The sequence below is a fragment of the Pseudomonas sp. WS 5146 genome (assembly GCF_012985495.1).
Classification (GTDB): domain Bacteria; phylum Pseudomonadota; class Gammaproteobacteria; order Pseudomonadales; family Pseudomonadaceae; genus Aquipseudomonas; species Aquipseudomonas edaphica.
Genome location: NZ_JAAQWL010000010.1, coordinates 13,812 through 29,172, shown reverse-complemented (window position 1 = coordinate 29,172; position 15,361 = coordinate 13,812). Strand labels below are relative to the sequence as shown.

The 15,361-nt window shown below is 59.6% G+C and carries 14 protein-coding genes; 11 read left to right on the top strand and 3 right to left on the bottom strand.

Going from position 1 to position 15,361, the window contains the following annotated elements; translation table 11 throughout:
- Positions 1-14 precede the first annotated feature (14 nt).
- Complete coding sequence (locus HBO41_RS22720) at positions 15-551, top strand: DUF3299 domain-containing protein (protein WP_017135795.1); 537 nt, start codon at positions 15-17, stop codon at positions 549-551.
- Positions 552-643: 92 nt separating this feature from the next.
- On the opposite strand, the gene HBO41_RS22715 is transcribed toward HBO41_RS22720, so the two are convergent.
- Together HBO41_RS22715 and HBO41_RS22710 are read right to left on the bottom strand one after the other, a co-directional pair.
- Positions 644-1,543, bottom strand: a complete 900-nt coding sequence (locus tag HBO41_RS22715; RefSeq protein WP_169987841.1) for a D-hexose-6-phosphate mutarotase — start codon at positions 1,541-1,543, stop codon at positions 644-646.
- Between the two features lie 58 nt (positions 1,544-1,601).
- The gene (locus HBO41_RS22710; RefSeq protein WP_003176975.1) at positions 1,602-2,006 is read right to left on the bottom strand and encodes an acyl-CoA thioesterase; all 405 of its coding nucleotides are present in this window, start codon (positions 2,004-2,006) and stop codon (positions 1,602-1,604) included.
- A 458-nt stretch (positions 2,007-2,464) separates the two neighbouring features.
- Between HBO41_RS22710 and HBO41_RS22705 the strand changes: the two genes are divergently transcribed.
- From HBO41_RS22705 to HBO41_RS22660, 10 genes are all read left to right on the top strand, one after another.
- The gene (locus tag HBO41_RS22705) at positions 2,465-3,754 is read left to right on the top strand and encodes an MFS transporter (RefSeq protein WP_169987839.1); all 1,290 of its coding nucleotides are present in this window, start codon (positions 2,465-2,467) and stop codon (positions 3,752-3,754) included.
- Positions 3,755-4,084: 330 nt separating this feature from the next.
- On the top strand, positions 4,085-5,071 hold the full coding sequence (locus HBO41_RS22700; RefSeq protein WP_017135798.1) for a phosphate ABC transporter substrate-binding protein PstS: 987 nt from the start codon (positions 4,085-4,087) through the stop codon (positions 5,069-5,071).
- 521 nt (positions 5,072-5,592) lie between these two features.
- Entirely contained in the window at positions 5,593-7,626 is a 2,034-nt protein-coding gene (locus tag HBO41_RS22695) for an ABC transporter permease subunit (protein WP_169987980.1), read from the top strand.
- Between the two features lie 15 nt (positions 7,627-7,641).
- The gene (gene pstA / locus HBO41_RS22690) at positions 7,642-9,312 is read left to right on the top strand and encodes a phosphate ABC transporter permease PstA (protein WP_017135800.1); all 1,671 of its coding nucleotides are present in this window, start codon (positions 7,642-7,644) and stop codon (positions 9,310-9,312) included.
- 210 nt (positions 9,313-9,522) lie between these two features.
- Positions 9,523-10,356 carry a phosphate ABC transporter ATP-binding protein PstB gene (gene pstB / locus HBO41_RS22685; RefSeq protein ID WP_017135801.1) on the top strand — a complete coding sequence of 278 codons (834 nt, stop codon included), beginning with the start codon at positions 9,523-9,525 and terminating at the stop codon, positions 10,354-10,356.
- A 111-nt stretch (positions 10,357-10,467) separates the two neighbouring features.
- On the top strand, positions 10,468-11,229 hold the full coding sequence (gene phoU, locus HBO41_RS22680) for a phosphate signaling complex protein PhoU (RefSeq protein WP_016971674.1): 762 nt from the start codon (positions 10,468-10,470) through the stop codon (positions 11,227-11,229).
- A 168-nt stretch (positions 11,230-11,397) separates the two neighbouring features.
- Positions 11,398-12,294 (top strand): response regulator, encoded by an 897-nt coding sequence (locus HBO41_RS22675; protein WP_169987837.1) that lies wholly within the window; start codon positions 11,398-11,400, stop codon positions 12,292-12,294.
- A gap of 187 nt (positions 12,295-12,481) precedes the next feature.
- Positions 12,482-12,805 carry a type II toxin-antitoxin system RelE/ParE family toxin gene (locus tag HBO41_RS22670; protein ID WP_056860877.1) on the top strand — a complete coding sequence of 108 codons (324 nt, stop codon included), beginning with the start codon at positions 12,482-12,484 and terminating at the stop codon, positions 12,803-12,805.
- A gap of 4 nt (positions 12,806-12,809) precedes the next feature.
- Positions 12,810-13,109, top strand: a complete 300-nt coding sequence (locus tag HBO41_RS22665; RefSeq protein ID WP_099550240.1) for a helix-turn-helix domain-containing protein — start codon at positions 12,810-12,812, stop codon at positions 13,107-13,109.
- A gap of 53 nt (positions 13,110-13,162) precedes the next feature.
- On the top strand, positions 13,163-13,834 hold the full coding sequence (locus HBO41_RS22660) for a peptidoglycan DD-metalloendopeptidase family protein (RefSeq protein ID WP_099550241.1): 672 nt from the start codon (positions 13,163-13,165) through the stop codon (positions 13,832-13,834).
- 4 nt (positions 13,835-13,838) lie between these two features.
- Here the strand turns inward: HBO41_RS22660 and HBO41_RS22655 are convergent, their stop codons facing one another.
- Positions 13,839-15,179: a hemolysin family protein gene (locus HBO41_RS22655; RefSeq protein ID WP_017135804.1), complete on the bottom strand. Its 1,341-nt coding sequence runs from the start codon at positions 15,177-15,179 to the stop codon at positions 13,839-13,841.
- Positions 15,180-15,361 lie beyond the last annotated feature (182 nt).

The window sequence follows — 15,361 nt, the reverse complement described above, 5'->3', positions numbered from 1 at the left end:
TGCCGAGCTTTTTCATGCGCCGTCTTCTATTCACACTTCTCCTGTTGGGCTCTGGCCTGGCGCACGCCGGTGAACTGCCGGAAACCGATTGGCTCGACCTGATGCCGCTTTCAGACCAGAAAGCCCTCGAAGCCATGCCCGAGATCGACCACAACTCCCCCGAAGCCCAAGGCACCTTCACCGATAAAGGTGGCTTGAAGCAGAGCAAAGGCTTGCCGGCGGTGATGTATTCGACCAAGACCGTGGCCGCCATGAACGGCAAGAACATCCGCATTGGCGGCTACCCGGTGCCGTTGGAAACCGACGCCAAGGGCCGCAGCACGCTGTTTTTCCTGGTGCCATACCCGGGCGCCTGCATCCACGTGCCGCCACCGCCACCTAACCAACTGGTGCTGGTGCGTTATCCCAAGGGGCTGAAGCTGGATGATATCTACACGCCGCTGTGGGTGACGGGCACGTTGAAGGTGGAGAAGGTCAACAATGACCTGGCAGATGCGGCGTATGCGCTGGATGCGGGGAAGGTCAGGGTAGTGAAAGAGTCCGATCTCTAGATCATGACGCAGAACCCAATGTGGGAGCGGGCTTGTGTGGGAGCAGGCAAGCCAGCTCCCACACAAGCGTGCTCACACATGTTGATTGGTTTTTACAGGGCGATACTGTTGATGTTCACGCCCAAAGTATGGCTTTGACCCGGCGCCAAGCTCACCACATCATCCAGCACATTCGCCGTTTCGATGCACAGCATGCCCTGCCAGCCATCATCGGCCATGTCGTCAAACGCCTTGGCGCGTTCGGTCCATGGGTTCCAGATCACGGTCGAGCTCGAACCCTGGCTGGTGAGCTGAATGCGGCGCTGCCAATCCTTATCGACAATATTCAACTGCGCCGGCGTATCCAGGTAGATACGATCAGTCTCGGCACTGAAGTGCAGCAGGCCGGACTGCTTCTTCTCGGCCCAGCCATCGGCGGTGTCGATATACGCCAGCCCATCCAGCCCTTCGACCTGCACCTTGCGTACGTCACTCACGGCGAAGTACGTGTGCAGCGCCTGGCTGAGGGTCACAGTGTCGGTGCCACGGTTGTGGCTGGTCAGGCGGATGTGCAGTTGATCGTCAAGCAGCAGGCTCAACGTCAGGTTGACCTGATGCGGCCAGCCGGGGAAGCCGCCCTCGGGAACCGGCAGAACCAAGTCCACCCGTAGCGCCTGGCCTTCGAGTTCGCTCGCAGCCAACTCCCACTGTGCCGTGCGCACAAAACCATGGGCACCGGCCGGTTGCTCGCTCTGGCGCATTGCCTTGACGCTCTGCGGGTTGCGGTCAAACACGCCAAACCATGGCCAGCATACCGGCACGCCGGTACGGATGCCTTTGCCTTGCTTGAACACCGCCGCAGGGTTTGGCCATATCAGCGGCTGCTCGCCCTTGCGCTGGTAACTGAAGATGTGCGCGCCCTGTTGGGCCACCATCAATTCAGCGCCGTTGTGGCGAATGCGCCAGCAGTCCAGTTCGTCGATTTTTACGCTTTCAACGTGGGGCACAGGCATACGAAGCACTCTTTAATGGCAGGCAATGGGGCAATTGACCGTCAAAACCCGACGAGGTTTAACGCGCGCGAGACGGCACCGAGCGCGTGCGGCCGCTGCCATCGATGGCGACGAACACGAACACCGCCTCGGTAACTTTGCGCCATTCACTGGACAGCGGGTCGTCGCTCCACACTTCGACCATCATCTGGATCGAGCTACGGCCAATTTCCAGGGCTTGGGTATAGAAGGACAATTGCGCACCGACCGCGACCGGCACCAGAAAGGCCATGCGATCAATGGCCACGGTAGCCACGCGGCCGCCGGCGACCTTGCTGGCCATTGCCGTGCCTGCCAGGTCCATCTGCGCGACCAGCCAGCCGCCAAAAATATCGCCAAAACCATTGGTTTCACGTGGCAATGCGGTGATTTGCAGGGCGAGATCGCCTTGCGGGATAGGATCTTCTTGTTCGAGTTCGATCATGCCAAGGGTGCCTCTGACCCGTAACGCTTCATGGGTGTTTCAAGTGGATAGCCGTCTTCGGGAAAAACGTTTCAGCACCAACATACACCGCTCGATACGTTTCTCGTAAGGCGCACTAAAGGGAAACTCTGCCAAAACGGCTGGGTGGCACCCAACGACGTTTTGGCACAGCAGCCCCTCAAGACAGCGGGTTTGGCGCTTGCAAGGGCCGAGTATATCGAGACGCTGGCGCCGCGACGACCTCCCGGCGCTCATTTGGTCGGCAAATCGCGGCTGTTATGCGGCTTTTTCGCGCAACTGTGTTTCTGATTGCAGGGAAAGCGCACGAATGGGGAATATTTCGCCCATCTGAACTGTGATTCGGTAGACGCTGTGCTTTTTCAAACGATTTGCTATCTTGCCAAACCTGCCGCAAGTCCCGGGCTTGCTGTTCTGATTACTATAAGAGAAGCCTTGCCATGTCCTCCGTGCCCGCAAGCAGCGCGCAACCTTCGCGCCCGCTGACCCGCAACGACTACAAAACCCTTTCGCTGTCTGCCTTGGGCGGGGCGCTGGAATTCTACGACTTCATCATCTTCGTGTTTTTCGCTACCGTGGTCGGAAAGCTGTTTTTCCCCGTCGACATGCCCGAATGGCTGCGCATGATGCAGACCTTCGGCATCTTCGCCGCCGGTTACCTGGCACGCCCGCTGGGCGGCATCATCATGGCGCACTTCGGTGACCTGCTGGGCCGCAAGAAAATGTTCACCCTGAGCATCTTCATGATGGCCGTGCCGACCCTGATCATGGGCCTGCTGCCGACCTACGCACAGATCGGCCTGTGGGCGCCGCTGCTGTTGCTGCTGATGCGCGTCATCCAGGGCGCCGCCATTGGCGGCGAAGTACCTGGCGCCTGGGTGTTTGTCTCCGAACACGTGCCGCCGCGCCACATCGGCTATGCCTGCGGCACCCTGACCAGCGGCCTCACCGCCGGTATCCTGCTGGGTTCGCTGGTGGCTACCGCCATCAACACCCTCTATACCCCGGAGCAGGTCTCGGATTACGCGTGGCGTATCCCGTTCCTGCTGGGGGGTGTGTTCGGCCTGCTGTCGGTGTACTTGCGCCGTTGGCTGCATGAAACACCGATCTTCGCTGAGATGCAGCAGCGCAAAACCCTGGCTGCCGAGTTGCCATTGCGCGCGGTATTGCGTGACCACCGTGGCGCCATCGTGCTGTCGATGCTGTTGACGTGGTTGCTGTCGGCGGGTGTGGTTGTGGTCATCCTGATGACCCCGACCGTGCTGCAAACCATCTACCACTTCAGCCCGACGGTTGCGCTGCAAGCCAACAGCCTGGCGATCGTTACGCTGAGCCTGGGCTGCATTGCGTCCGGCGCGCTGGCTGACCGTTTTGGTGCCGGTCGCGTTTTGGTCACCGGTTGCGCGTTGCTGCTGGCCACTTCCTGGACGCTGTATCACAGCCTGATGGCCCACCCGGACTGGTTGTTCCCGCTGTACGCGTTGACCGGCCTGTTTGTGGGCACCATCGGTGTAGTGCCTTACGTGATGGTGAAAGCATTCCCGCCAGTGGTGCGTTTCAGCGGTTTGTCGTTCTCCTATAACGTGGCCTACGCCGTATTTGGTGGTTTGACGCCACTGGCGGTATCGCTGCTGATGAAGGAAAGCCCGATGGGGCCTGCTTACTACGTGGCTGTCCTGTGTGTAATGGGGATGGCGGTGGGCGGCTACCTGTGGAAGCGCGGGCGCTGAATGATCGTTCCCACGCTCTGCGTGGGAATGCCGGCCTGGACGCTCTGCGTCCGCTTTTGAAGGTCGTGACGCAGAGCGTCACTGGATGCGTTCCCACTCAGAGCGTGGGAACGATCAATGCCAGCAACGATTACAGAGTGTTTCCGAAACATTGCTCCAGCCGCCTAAACCTCCTCGCAAGCCCCGGATTTATTGCACTTCCCCCTTCCTGTCAGGTTTTTCATAAATACTGGCCTTTCATCTAATTGTCATATTCCAGACATAGAGTGTTCACACGGCCTACCGATACTTGGCCCCGATCCAACTATCCCTATCTGCTAGGAGCAAGGCATGAAACTGAAACGTTTGATGGCGGCAATGACTTTTGTCGCTGCTGGCGTTGCGACCGCCAACGCGGTGGCCGCTGGAGTTGATCCGGCAATCCCGGCTTACGTTAAGACCACTGGTGTGTCGGGCAACTTGTCCAGCGTCGGTTCCGATACCTTGGCTAACCTGATGACCCTGTGGGCCGAGGGTTACAAAAAGGAATACCCGAACGTCAACATCCAGATTCAGGCTGCCGGCTCCGCCACTGCACCTCCTGCGCTGACTGAAGGCACCTCCAACCTGGGCCCGATGAGCCGCAAGATGAAGGACACCGAACTGGCGGCCTTCGAGCAGAAGTACGGCTACAAGCCAACCGCTATCCCGGTTGCCGTGGATGCCCTGGCTGTGTTTGTGCACAAGGACAACCCGATCCAGCACCTGACCATGGAACAAGTCGACGCGATCTTCTCCTCGACTCGTCTGTGCGGCGCTAAAGCCGATGTTAAAACCTGGGGCGACCTGGGTGTGACCGGCGACCTGGCCAACAAGCCGGTTCAGTTGTTTGGTCGTAACTCGGTATCCGGCACCTACGGCTACTTCAAAGAAGAAGCCCTGTGCAAAGGCGACTACAAGCCAAACGTGAACGAACAACCAGGCTCGGCTTCGGTCGTGCAGTCGATCAGCTCCTCGCTGAACGGCATCGGTTACTCGGGCATCGGCTACAAAACTGCTAGCGTGAAGACCGTGGCCCTGGCCAAGAAAGGCAGCACTGACTTCATCGAAGACAGCGAAGAAAACGCCCTGAACGGTAAATACCCGCTGTCGCGTTTCCTCTACGTGTACGTCAACAAAGCCCCGAACAAGCCTCTGGCCCCGCTGGAAGCTGAGTTCGTGAAACTGGTTCTGTCCAAACAGGGCCAGGAAGTAGTAGTGAAAGACGGTTACATCCCACTGCCAGCCAAAGTTGCCGCCAAGGCACTGGCTGACCTGGGCCTGAAAGAAGGCAACTAAGCCTGCAATACCGGTGTAGCAGCGGGCCCTGTGGAAGCGGGCTTGCTGTGGCGAGGGAGCTTGCTCCCGTTCGACTGCGTAGCAGTCGCAAGCCTTGGGGGCGCTTCGCCCCCCAGCGCAAGCAAGCTTGCTCGCCACAGTAACCCCTTACTCTTCAAGCCCGTCTACACCTCTAATTCTTTAATCCGCTGCCAGCCCTGCTACGCGGCGGATTTCTTGCGTCACTGCATTGTCATCTTTCTGTCATACAGGATCGCTAGGGTGTGCGCATGAATGATCTGGCCAATTCCACCATGACGACGACTTCTCCCCCCAAGCGTATTGATTTCAATACGCCTGAGCTGCAACGCAAGCGCCGCATTCGCGCGCTCAAAGATCGCCTGACCCGTTGGTATGTGTTGATCGGCGGCCTCGCCGTGCTCGGCGCAATTACCCTGATCTTCTTCTTCCTGGCTTATGTCGTTGCACCTTTGTTCCAAGGTGCTTCGCTGACCAAGGAAGACGCGCTGACACCCGCCTGGATGCAGGACGCCGGCAAGCCGTTGATGATCTCCCTCGAAGAACAGAACCAAGTTGCCATGCGGGTTTCCGACAAGGGCCAGGCGCTGTTCTTTGATGTGAGCACCGGTGCCGAGCTCAAACGTGTCGACCTGCCTTTGCCTGCTGGCGCCACTGTGGTCTCGATCGGCAAGGACCAGCCAGGCAGCCCGTTGGTGATCCTCGGTTTGTCCAATGGCCAGTCCCTGGTGTTCCGCCACACTTATAAAGTGTCGTACCCGGAAGGCAAAAAGACCATTACGCCGGCCATTGAATACCCCTACGGCGAAACGTCCATCGTCCTCGACGAGCAGGGCCGCCCGCTGGAGCACGTCGCCCTCAACGCCACTGACTCGTCGCTGGTGGTTGCAGGTTCCGCGGGTTCGTACTTGAACGTACTGAGCCTGAGCCGCGAAGAAAACATGATGACCGGTGAAGTCACCAGCGAGCAGAAGCGTATCGAGCTGCCGCAAATGACCGAACCGGTGAAGGCAATCTTCATCGACCCACGCCAGCAGTGGTTGTATGTGATCAACGGTCGTGCGCTCGCCGATGTGTTCAGCCTGCGCGACAAGAGCCTCAACGGTCGTTACAAACTGCTGGAAGACGGCAACGCCGAAATCACTGCCAGCACCCAGCTGGTGGGCGGTATCTCGCTGATCGTCGGTAACTCCAAGGGCGGCCTGGCCCAATGGTTCATGGCCCGTGACCCGGACGGCGAGCAACGCCTGAAGCAGATCCGCACCTTCCAGATGGGCACCGCGCCAATCGTTGAAATCACCGCCGAGGAGCGTCGCAAAGGCTTCACCGCCCTGGACGCATCCGGCAAGTTCGGCGTGTTCCACAGTACCGCGCACCGCACGCTGCTGGTCGATCCGGTGGTGGATGGTCAAGGCCTGTTCGGCATGTCGCCACGCGCCAACCGCGTGATCGTCGAAGCCGGCGGCAAGCTGCAACCGCTGCTGCTCGACAACCCGCACCCGGAAGTGTCCTGGAGCGCGCTGTGGAGCAAGGTCTGGTACGAAAACTACGACGAGCCTAAATACGTCTGGCAATCGACCGCCGCCAACACCGACTTCGAACCCAAAATGAGTTTGGCCCCGCTGACCTTCGGTACCCTGAAGGCTGCGTTCTACGCCATGTTGCTGGCGGCGCCACTGGCAGTTGCCGCGGCAATCTACACCGCTTACTTCATGGCCCCGAGCCTGCGCCGCAAGGTCAAGCCGGTGATCGAACTGATGGAAGCGATGCCGACGGTGATCCTCGGCTTCTTCGCTGGCCTGTTCCTGGCGCCTTATGTGGAAGGGCACTTGCCGGGGATTTTCAGCCTGCTGATGTTGCTGCCGATTGGCATCCTGGTCGCCGGGTTTGTCTTCAGCCGCCTGCCTGAATCGCTGCGCCTGCGCGTTCCGGATGGTTGGGAAAGTGCGATCCTGATTCCGGTGATCCTGTTTGTGGGCTGGCTCTCGCTGTACATGAGCCCATACCTGGAGACCTGGTTCTTTGGCGGCGACATGCGCATGTGGATCTCCCACGACCTGGGCATCACCTACGACCAGCGCAACGCCCTGGTCGTCGGTCTGGCCATGGGTTTTGCGGTGATCCCGAACATCTACTCCATCGCCGAAGACGCCGTGTTCAGCGTGCCACGCGGCCTCACCCTGGGCTCATTGGCCCTGGGCGCCACGCCATGGCAGACCATGACCCGCGTGGTGATCCTGACCGCGAGCCCGGGCATCTTCTCCGCACTGATGATCGGCATGGGCCGCGCAGTGGGTGAAACCATGATCGTGCTGATGGCCACCGGCAACACCCCGGTGATGGAGATGAACCTGTTCGAAGGCCTGCGCACATTGGCGGCCAACGTTGCGGTGGAGATGCCTGAGTCGGAAGTCGGTGGCAGTCACTACCGCGTGCTGTTCCTCTCGGCGCTGGTGCTGCTGCTGTTCACCTTCATCATGAACACCCTCGCCGAGCTGATCCGTCAGCGTCTGCGCAAGAAATACTCGTCGCTTTAAGAAAGGTAGAAGTCTGTGAAACAGAACTCCCTGAATGGATGGTTCAAGAGCGGCGCCCCCGGCGTCTGGATCAGCGGTGGCGCGGTGTCCATCGCGGTCATCATGACCATTGGTTTGCTGGCCGTGATTGCCGTGCGTGGTCTGGGCCACTTCTGGCCGGCCGACCTGATCCAGGCCAACTACAGCGTGCCTGGCCAGGAAAACCATATCGTCATCGGCGAAGTGGTGCAGAAGGAAGAAGTGCCGCGCGAGCGCCTGAAAAGCGCGGGCCTGCCGGTGCCGGACCAAGGCCCGGAATTCATGACCCGCGAGCTGATCAAGGTCGGTAACCGCGACTTGAATGGCAACGACTTCACCTGGATCGTCGGCGAGTGGTTGAAAGACCAGACCACCCCGAAGAACCTGATGGCCATCGAGCGTCGTGAGTGGGGCAACTTCTACGGCACCCTGGTCAACGTCAAGCAAGATGGCAAGGTGATCGCCGAAGGCGAAGCCGCATGGCCGGAGCTGCAAGCCCGCGTCGATCGCGTGAACAAGTTGGCGGCCCAGCTCAAGAGCCTTGAGAAAACCGACATCGGCGCGATCAACGCTGGCCTGGAACGCATCCGCCTGCACGGGCGCAAGCTGGAGCTGGAAGGCAAGCTCGACGCTGCCGCCCAGGCCGACATGGACTCCGGCCGCGCCGAGCTGAATGCCCGTTACCAGGACATCGAAGCGCGCCTGGCCGACCTGCACACCCAGTTCAACCGCGACAGCCTGACGGCCCGCGACGGCAACGGCAAAGAAATCGAAATCGGCATCGGCAAAGTGGTGCACGCCTACCAGCCGAACGCCATGGGCACCCTGACCAAGGTGGGTTTCTACTTCAGCAAGGTCTGGGAATTCTTGAGCGACGACCCACGGGAAGCCAACACCGAAGGCGGGATCTTCCCGGCCATCTTCGGCACCGTGATGATGACCCTGATCATGGCGATGATCGTGACCCCGTTCGGCGTGCTGGCGGCGGTGTACCTGCGTGAATACGCCAAACAGAACACCCTGACCCGCATTATCCGTATCGCGGTGAACAACCTGGCCGGCGTACCGGCCATCGTTTACGGCGTGTTCGGCCTGGGCTTCTTTGTGTATGTACTGGGTGGCTCGGTCGACCGTTTGTTCTTCGCTGAAGCTCTGCCGGCGCCGACCTTCGGTACGCCTGGCCTGCTGTGGGCTTCGCTGACCCTGGCGCTGCTGGCGGTGCCGGTGGTGATCGTGGCCACTGAAGAAGGCCTGGCGCGGATTCCTCGTACCGTGCGTGAGGGTTCCCTGGCACTCGGCGCAACCAAGGCGGAAACGCTGTGGAAGATTGTGCTGCCGATGGCCAGCCCGGCGATGATGACCGGCATGATCCTCGCCGTGGCCCGCGCCGCCGGTGAAGTGGCGCCGCTGATGCTGGTGGGTGTGGTCAAGCTGGCACCGTCGCTGCCGCTGGATGGCAACTACCCGTACCTGCACCTTGACCAGAAAATCATGCACCTGGGCTTCCATATTTATGACGTTGGCTTCCAGAGCCCCAACGTCGAAGCCGCACGACCGCTGGTATACGCCACCGCCTTGCTGCTGGTGCTGGTGATCGCCACGCTCAACCTGTCGGCCGTGTGGATTCGTAACCACCTGCGCGAAAAATACAAGGCGCTGGACAGCTAAAGCGATTCCCTGTGGGGCCGGCTTGTGTGGGAGCTGGCTTGCCTGCGATAGCATCATCGCGGTGTGGCTGACACACCGCGGTGCCTGCATCGCGGGCAAGCCCAGCTCCCACGCAAGCCAGCTCCTCAAGGGTCCAGAGACAGACACAGATTTTTGAGTAAACCGCCCCGGCGGTTCAACCAAACGAATTGGTAGCACAGGGAGCATCCCATGCAACATGAAACCCATACCCACGGCATCAACATGTCGGCCCTGGGTCGCGACAAGCAGAGCCTGAGCCTGGCCCAGGAAACCGTGGCCATCGAAGTTCCGGGCCTGAGCCTGTACTACGGTGAAAAGCAGGCGCTGTTCGACGTCAGCATGAACATCCCCAAGCAGCGCGTGACCGCCTTTATCGGCCCGTCCGGCTGCGGCAAGTCCACGCTGCTGCGCACCTTCAACCGCATGAACGACCTGGTTGACGGTTGCCGCGTAGAAGGCGCGATCAACCTGTACGGCACTAACATCTACCGCAAGGGCGAAGACGTGGCCGAGCTGCGCCGTCGCGTGGGCATGGTGTTCCAGAAGCCGAACCCGTTCCCCAAGACCATCTACGAAAACGTGGTTTACGGCCTGCGCATCCAGGGCATCAACAAAAAACGCATCCTCGACGAAGCCGTTGAGTGGGCCTTGAAAGGCGCGGCGCTGTGGGACGAGGTTAAAGACCGCCTGCACGACTCGGCACTCGGCCTGTCCGGCGGCCAGCAGCAGCGTCTGGTGATCGCCCGCACCATCGCCGTGGAGCCGGAAGTGTTGCTGCTCGACGAACCCTGCTCGGCACTCGACCCGATCTCGACGCTGAAAGTCGAAGAGCTGATCTACGAACTCAAGTCCAAGTTCACCATCGTCATCGTGACCCACAACATGCAACAGGCGGCGCGGGTTTCCGACTACACCGCGTTCATGTACATGGGCAAGTTGGTGGAGTTCGGCGACACCGACACCTTGTTCACCAACCCGGCGAAGAAGCAGACCGAAGACTACATCACCGGTCGTTACGGCTAGCCCCAGCTGCAAGCCGCAAGTTTCAAGCGGCAAGTGGAAGCAGTTTGATCAACGACACACATCAGCTTGCAGCTTGTAGCTTGCAGCTTACAGCTTTTGCGGAGCAAACCCATGATTAGCAAAGAAGGCCTTACCCACCACATCTCCGCGCAGTTCAACGCCGAGCTTGAGGAGGTGCGCAGCCACCTCCTGGCGATGGGCGGGCTGGTGGAGAAGCAAGTCAACGATGCCGTTACTGCGTTGATCGAGGCCGACTCTGGCCTGGCCCAGCAAGTGCGCGAGATTGATGACCAGATCAATCAGATGGAACGCAATATCGATGAAGAATGCCTGCGCATTCTGGCCCGTCGCCAGCCGGCGGCCTCCGACCTGCGTTTGATCATCAGCATCTCCAAGTCGGTAATCGATTTGGAGCGCATCGGCGACGAAGCCACCAAAATCGCCCGCCGCGCTATCCAGCTGTGCGAAGAAGGCGAGGCGCCACGCGGTTACGTGGAAGTGCGCCACATCGGTGACCAAGTGCGCAATATGGTGCGCGATGCGCTGGACGCTTTCGCCCGCTTCGACGCCGAATTGGCGTTGTCGGTGGCGCAATACGACAAGACCATCGACCGCGAATACAAGACCGCACTGCGCGAGCTGGCCACCTACATGATGGAAGACCCGCGCTCTATCTCGCGGGTCTTGAACATCATCTGGGTATTGCGTTCCCTGGAACGGATCGGCGACCACGCGCGCAATATCTCGGAATTGGTGATTTACCTGGTGCGCGGCACCGACGTGCGGCACATGGGCCTCAAGCGCATGAAAGCCGAAGTTGAAGGCACGGCCGATCAAATCCCTAATGTTCCGGGCGAAACTGACGATAAGTAAGGTTGCCCGAGACATTAACGCCCGGCCTTTGGTCGGGCGTTTTCGTTTGTGGCATCTGAATTTATTTGCGCAGCAGGAGCAATAAGTCCTTCTGTGACCAGCGAGTTTTGGCAAAATGCCATCAGTCAGGCGTTTTGCATGCCGAAGTTTTAATAGGATGAAGGGTCGATGAGTAAAGTCAGTGTATTGGTGGTGGACGACGCCTCGTTTATCCGCGATTTGGTGAAGAAGTGCCTGCGCAACTACTTCCCAGGCATCAAGATTGAAGACGCGGTAAACGGCAAAAAGGCGCAATCCATCCTGATGCGTGAGACCTTCGACCTGGTGCTGTGCGACTGGGAAATGCCTGAGATGTCTGGCCTTGAGCTGTTGACCTGGTGCCGTGAACAAGCCCATCTCAAAGCCATGCCGTTCGTGATGGTGACCAGCCGTGGCGACAAGGAAAACGTAGTGCAGGCGATCCAGGCCGGGGTTTCCGGTTACGTCAGTAAGCCGTTCACCAACGAGCAACTGCTGAACAAGGTCAAGCAGGCTTTGCACAAGATCGGCCGTCTCGACGCCCTTATCGCCAGCGCGCCGACCAAGATGAACTCGGCCTTCGGCAACGACTCTCTCAATGCCTTGACCGGCGGCAAGCCCGAGGCGGCCAAACCGGCGCCGATAGCTGCGCCGAGCAAAGGCCTGCTCAACAGCCAACCGGTGCAAGCGCCTGCTGCCTCGCCTGCCGGCGGTCGCGGCCATGGCCAACTGCGGCTGTCCAGCGGCAACCAGCAATGTGTGATCAAGGCGCTGAGCATCAAGGAAGCGCTGCTGGTGGTCCGTCGCGGTGAAGTGCTGCCGCAGGTACTGGAAAGCGCCGTGCTCGACCTTGAGCAAGGCGAAAACGCCGAAGTCGCGCGCCTCAACGGCTACCTGCACGCCATCGTCGCCTATGAGCCACGGCCTGACAGCGACTGGTTGCAACTGACCTTCCGGTTTATTGACCAGGATGCGCAGAAGCTCGACTACATCTCCCGCCTGATCGCGCGCGGTACGGCGCAGAAGCACTTCGTGCCGGGAGCTTGATCGCCTGAATCAAGGGAATCGACCGACCGTCTGATTCCCGCTGGGCCGCTTGATTTATATCCATTTCGATATAGTCTCTCGATAACGCGTCAGTGTTATCGAGCCTTTGCTATGCCTTGAAACACACCTGCACCGCCTTTGGCTGAATCGTCGATTAGGCTTCTTCTTTCCAGGAAAGGAGAAGCAAATGCCAAGGCATAAGGATGTGGTGTTTTTAGGAAGCTCGCTCAAGGATCTCAAAGAATTCCCTCTCGACGCCCGAAGGGCTGCCGGCTTTCAGTTGGATCTCTTGCAGCAGGGTGAACAGCCTTTTGATTGCAAGCCGATGAAGACTATCGGGAGGGGCGTCAGCGAAATTCGGATCACTGAGGAATCAGGAGCGTTTCGAGTGTTCTATGTGATTAATCGGCCGGAAGCAGTCTATGTGCTGCACGCGCTGCGCAAAACCACACAGAAAACCGAAGGGCGGGATATCGAACTGGCTCGTGCCAGATTGCAGGAGATAGGTTAAGCCCATGACAGACTCAAAAATTCACACCGAACGTTTCAGCAGCGTCTGGGATGCTCTGGAAGACACGCCCCAACAAGCCGCCAATATGCGCATGCGCTCAAAGTTGTTGTTGGAGTTGTGCAACACCATCCGCAGCTGGGAGCTTTCTCAGAAAGACGCGGCACAAAGGCTCGGTATCAGTCAGCCGCGCTTGAACGACGTGCTCAACGGCAAGATCGACAAGTTTTCCCTTGATGCGCTGGTCAACCTGTCGGCCGCCGCCCGGATGAATGTGGATATCTGCTTTACCGCGCTGCCCGCTTAGAGCTGTCATCTACCCTTGCTAGCCTGCCGTTCAGTCATCCCGGCAGGTACGTCATGTTCATTCGCCTAGTCCTGTTCTGTGGGCTGGCCACGGTTTGCACTTCGACCCTGGCCATGACCCTCTACAAAACCACCGATGCCAATGGCGTGGTGTCTTTCAGCGACCGGCAAACGCCGGGCGCCCAGGCATTTGTGATGCAGGAGCGCCGGGTGGAACGGACCAAACGGCCGGTGCTGGATATGCCCACATCAAGTTATCCACAGCAAGCCTATCGCTATCCTTTGCCTTGGCGTGGTGGGCCGTTTCGCTTGACCCAAGGCCCTAACGGCAGCTTCAGCCACACCGACGCCAAGAGCCGCTACGCCATGGATATCGCCATGCCCGAAGGCACACCAATCATTGCGGCGCGTAGCGGGATGGTGGTGAAGACCGAAAATAACCAGGCCGGGCGCGGTAATGACGCGTCCGGGAATTTCGTGCGCATACGCCACGATGACGGCACCGAGGGCGTGTATTTGCACCTCAAGCAAGGTTCGGTCAGCGTAAGGGCAGGGCAGCGTGTGGTGGTGGGAAGCCCACTGGCGTTGTCGGGCAATACCGGCAACAGCAGCGGGCCGCATCTGCATTTTGTGGTGCAGAAGGCTTCCGAGGCCGGGCTGGTTTCGATTCCGTATGAGTTCAACCAGCCGCTTGGCAAATTGCCCAACTTTGCGTTGGGCAATTGAGGCGTCAATCCAGCAGCAACACCTTGGCCAGGACGATCTTCGGCCCTTTCATCTTCTTGATGATGATGCGCAAGCCTTCAACTTCCAGCACTTCTTCCTCTTCCGGCACGCGTTTCAACGTGTCGTAGATCAAGCCGGCCAGGGTTTCGGCTTCGATGTGGTCCAGGTCCACGCCCAGCAGGCGCTCCACCTTGAACAGCGGCGTGTCGCCACGCACCAGCAGTTTGCCTGGCTGGTAGGCGAGGATGCCGCGCTCGGCCTTGCGGTGTTCGTCCTGGATATCGCCGACCAGCACTTCCAGCACGTCTTCCATGGTCAGGTAGCCGATGACTTTGCCGTCGGCTTCTTCCACCAGGGCAAAGTGCGCGCCGCCTTTGCGGAACTGCTCCAGCAGCTGTGACAGCGGCATGTGCCGCGAGACACGCTCCAGCGGGCGGGTCAGCTCGGCCAGGTTGAACGACTCGGGGATGTGGTCCAGGGCAGCCAGTTCCAGCAGCAGGTCCTTGATGTGCAGCAAGCCGACAAACTCGTTGCGATCGGCGTCATACACCGGGTAGCGGCTGAATTTGTGGCGGCGGAACAGCGCGAGGATTTCCTTGAGCGGGGCGTTGAAGTCCAGGGTCACCAGGTCTTCGCGGGAGTTGGCCCAGTCCACCACTTCCAGCTCGCCCATTTCCACAGCCGAAGCCAGTACGCGCATGCCTTGGTCGCTTGGGTCCTGGCCACGGCTGGAGTGCAGGATCAGCTTGAGTTCTTCGCGGCTGTAATGGTGCTCATGGTGCGGGCCGGGCTCGCCTTGGCCGGCGATACGCAAGATGGCGTTGGCGCTGGCGTTGAGCAGGTAGATCGCCGGGTACATGGCCCAGTAGAACAGGTACAGCGGCACCGCCGTCCACAGCGACAGCAGCTCGGGTTTGCGAATTGCCCAGGACTTGGGGGCCAATTCACCGACCACGATGTGCAGGTAGGAAATCACGAAGAAGGCGGCAAAAAACGACACGCCTTTGATCACTTCAGGCGATTGCACGCCGATGGCGCCCAGCAATGGCTCGAGGATGTGCGCAAAGGCCGGCTCACCGACCCAGCCCAGGCCCAGGGAGGCGAGGGTAATACCCAATTGGCAGGCCGACAGATAGGCGTCGAGCTGACTGTGGACGGTGCGCAGGATCTGCCCGCGCCAGCCGTTCTTGTGGGCGATGGCCTCGACCCGGGTGGCGCGCAGTTTGACCATGGCAAATTCCGCTGCAACGAAGAAACCGTTGAGCAGTACCAGGATCAGTGCAAAAAGAATCATGCCGAAATCGGCGAAGAGTGTAGCGAGGGTGATACCAGGGGAAGGGTCCATGATGGGGTTTTGCAGGTTCCGTGTGTTCAATAAGGGGTGACAGACAGGCCTGAAAGGCAGGCGCAAGTCGGCCAATGTAGCGGCTGACGGGGCGCTTGCCTAGTGCCCGCTGCCGGGCGGAGCCTGGAAAGCCTTCTGCCAAACCATGCAAATCCAATGTAGGAGCTGGCTTGCCTGCGATA

Bases quoted from the DNA above. Each gene is read 5' to 3' on its own strand.
- HBO41_RS22695 (WP_169987980.1), top strand. From the start codon at position 5,593: ATGCAGGACGCCGGCAAGCCGTTGATGATCTCCCTCGAAGAACAGAAC.
- HBO41_RS22665 (WP_099550240.1), top strand. From the start codon at position 12,810: ATGACAGACTCAAAAATTCACACCGAACGTTTCAGCAGCGTCTGGGAT.
- phoU (WP_016971674.1), top strand. From the start codon at position 10,468: ATGATTAGCAAAGAAGGCCTTACCCACCACATCTCCGCGCAGTTCAAC.
- HBO41_RS22710 (WP_003176975.1), bottom strand. From the start codon at position 2,006: ATGATCGAACTCGAACAAGAAGATCCTATCCCGCAAGGCGATCTCGCC.
- HBO41_RS22700 (WP_017135798.1), top strand. From the start codon at position 4,085: ATGAAACTGAAACGTTTGATGGCGGCAATGACTTTTGTCGCTGCTGGC.
- HBO41_RS22705 (WP_169987839.1), top strand. From the start codon at position 2,465: ATGTCCTCCGTGCCCGCAAGCAGCGCGCAACCTTCGCGCCCGCTGACC.
- HBO41_RS22715 (WP_169987841.1), bottom strand. From the start codon at position 1,543: ATGCCTGTGCCCCACGTTGAAAGCGTAAAAATCGACGAACTGGACTGC.
- HBO41_RS22670 (WP_056860877.1), top strand. From the start codon at position 12,482: ATGCCAAGGCATAAGGATGTGGTGTTTTTAGGAAGCTCGCTCAAGGAT.
- HBO41_RS22655 (WP_017135804.1), bottom strand. From the start codon at position 15,179: ATGGACCCTTCCCCTGGTATCACCCTCGCTACACTCTTCGCCGATTTC.
- pstB (WP_017135801.1), top strand. From the start codon at position 9,523: ATGCAACATGAAACCCATACCCACGGCATCAACATGTCGGCCCTGGGT.
- HBO41_RS22675 (WP_169987837.1), top strand. From the start codon at position 11,398: ATGAGTAAAGTCAGTGTATTGGTGGTGGACGACGCCTCGTTTATCCGC.
- HBO41_RS22660 (WP_099550241.1), top strand. From the start codon at position 13,163: ATGTTCATTCGCCTAGTCCTGTTCTGTGGGCTGGCCACGGTTTGCACT.
- HBO41_RS22720 (WP_017135795.1), top strand. From the start codon at position 15: ATGCGCCGTCTTCTATTCACACTTCTCCTGTTGGGCTCTGGCCTGGCG.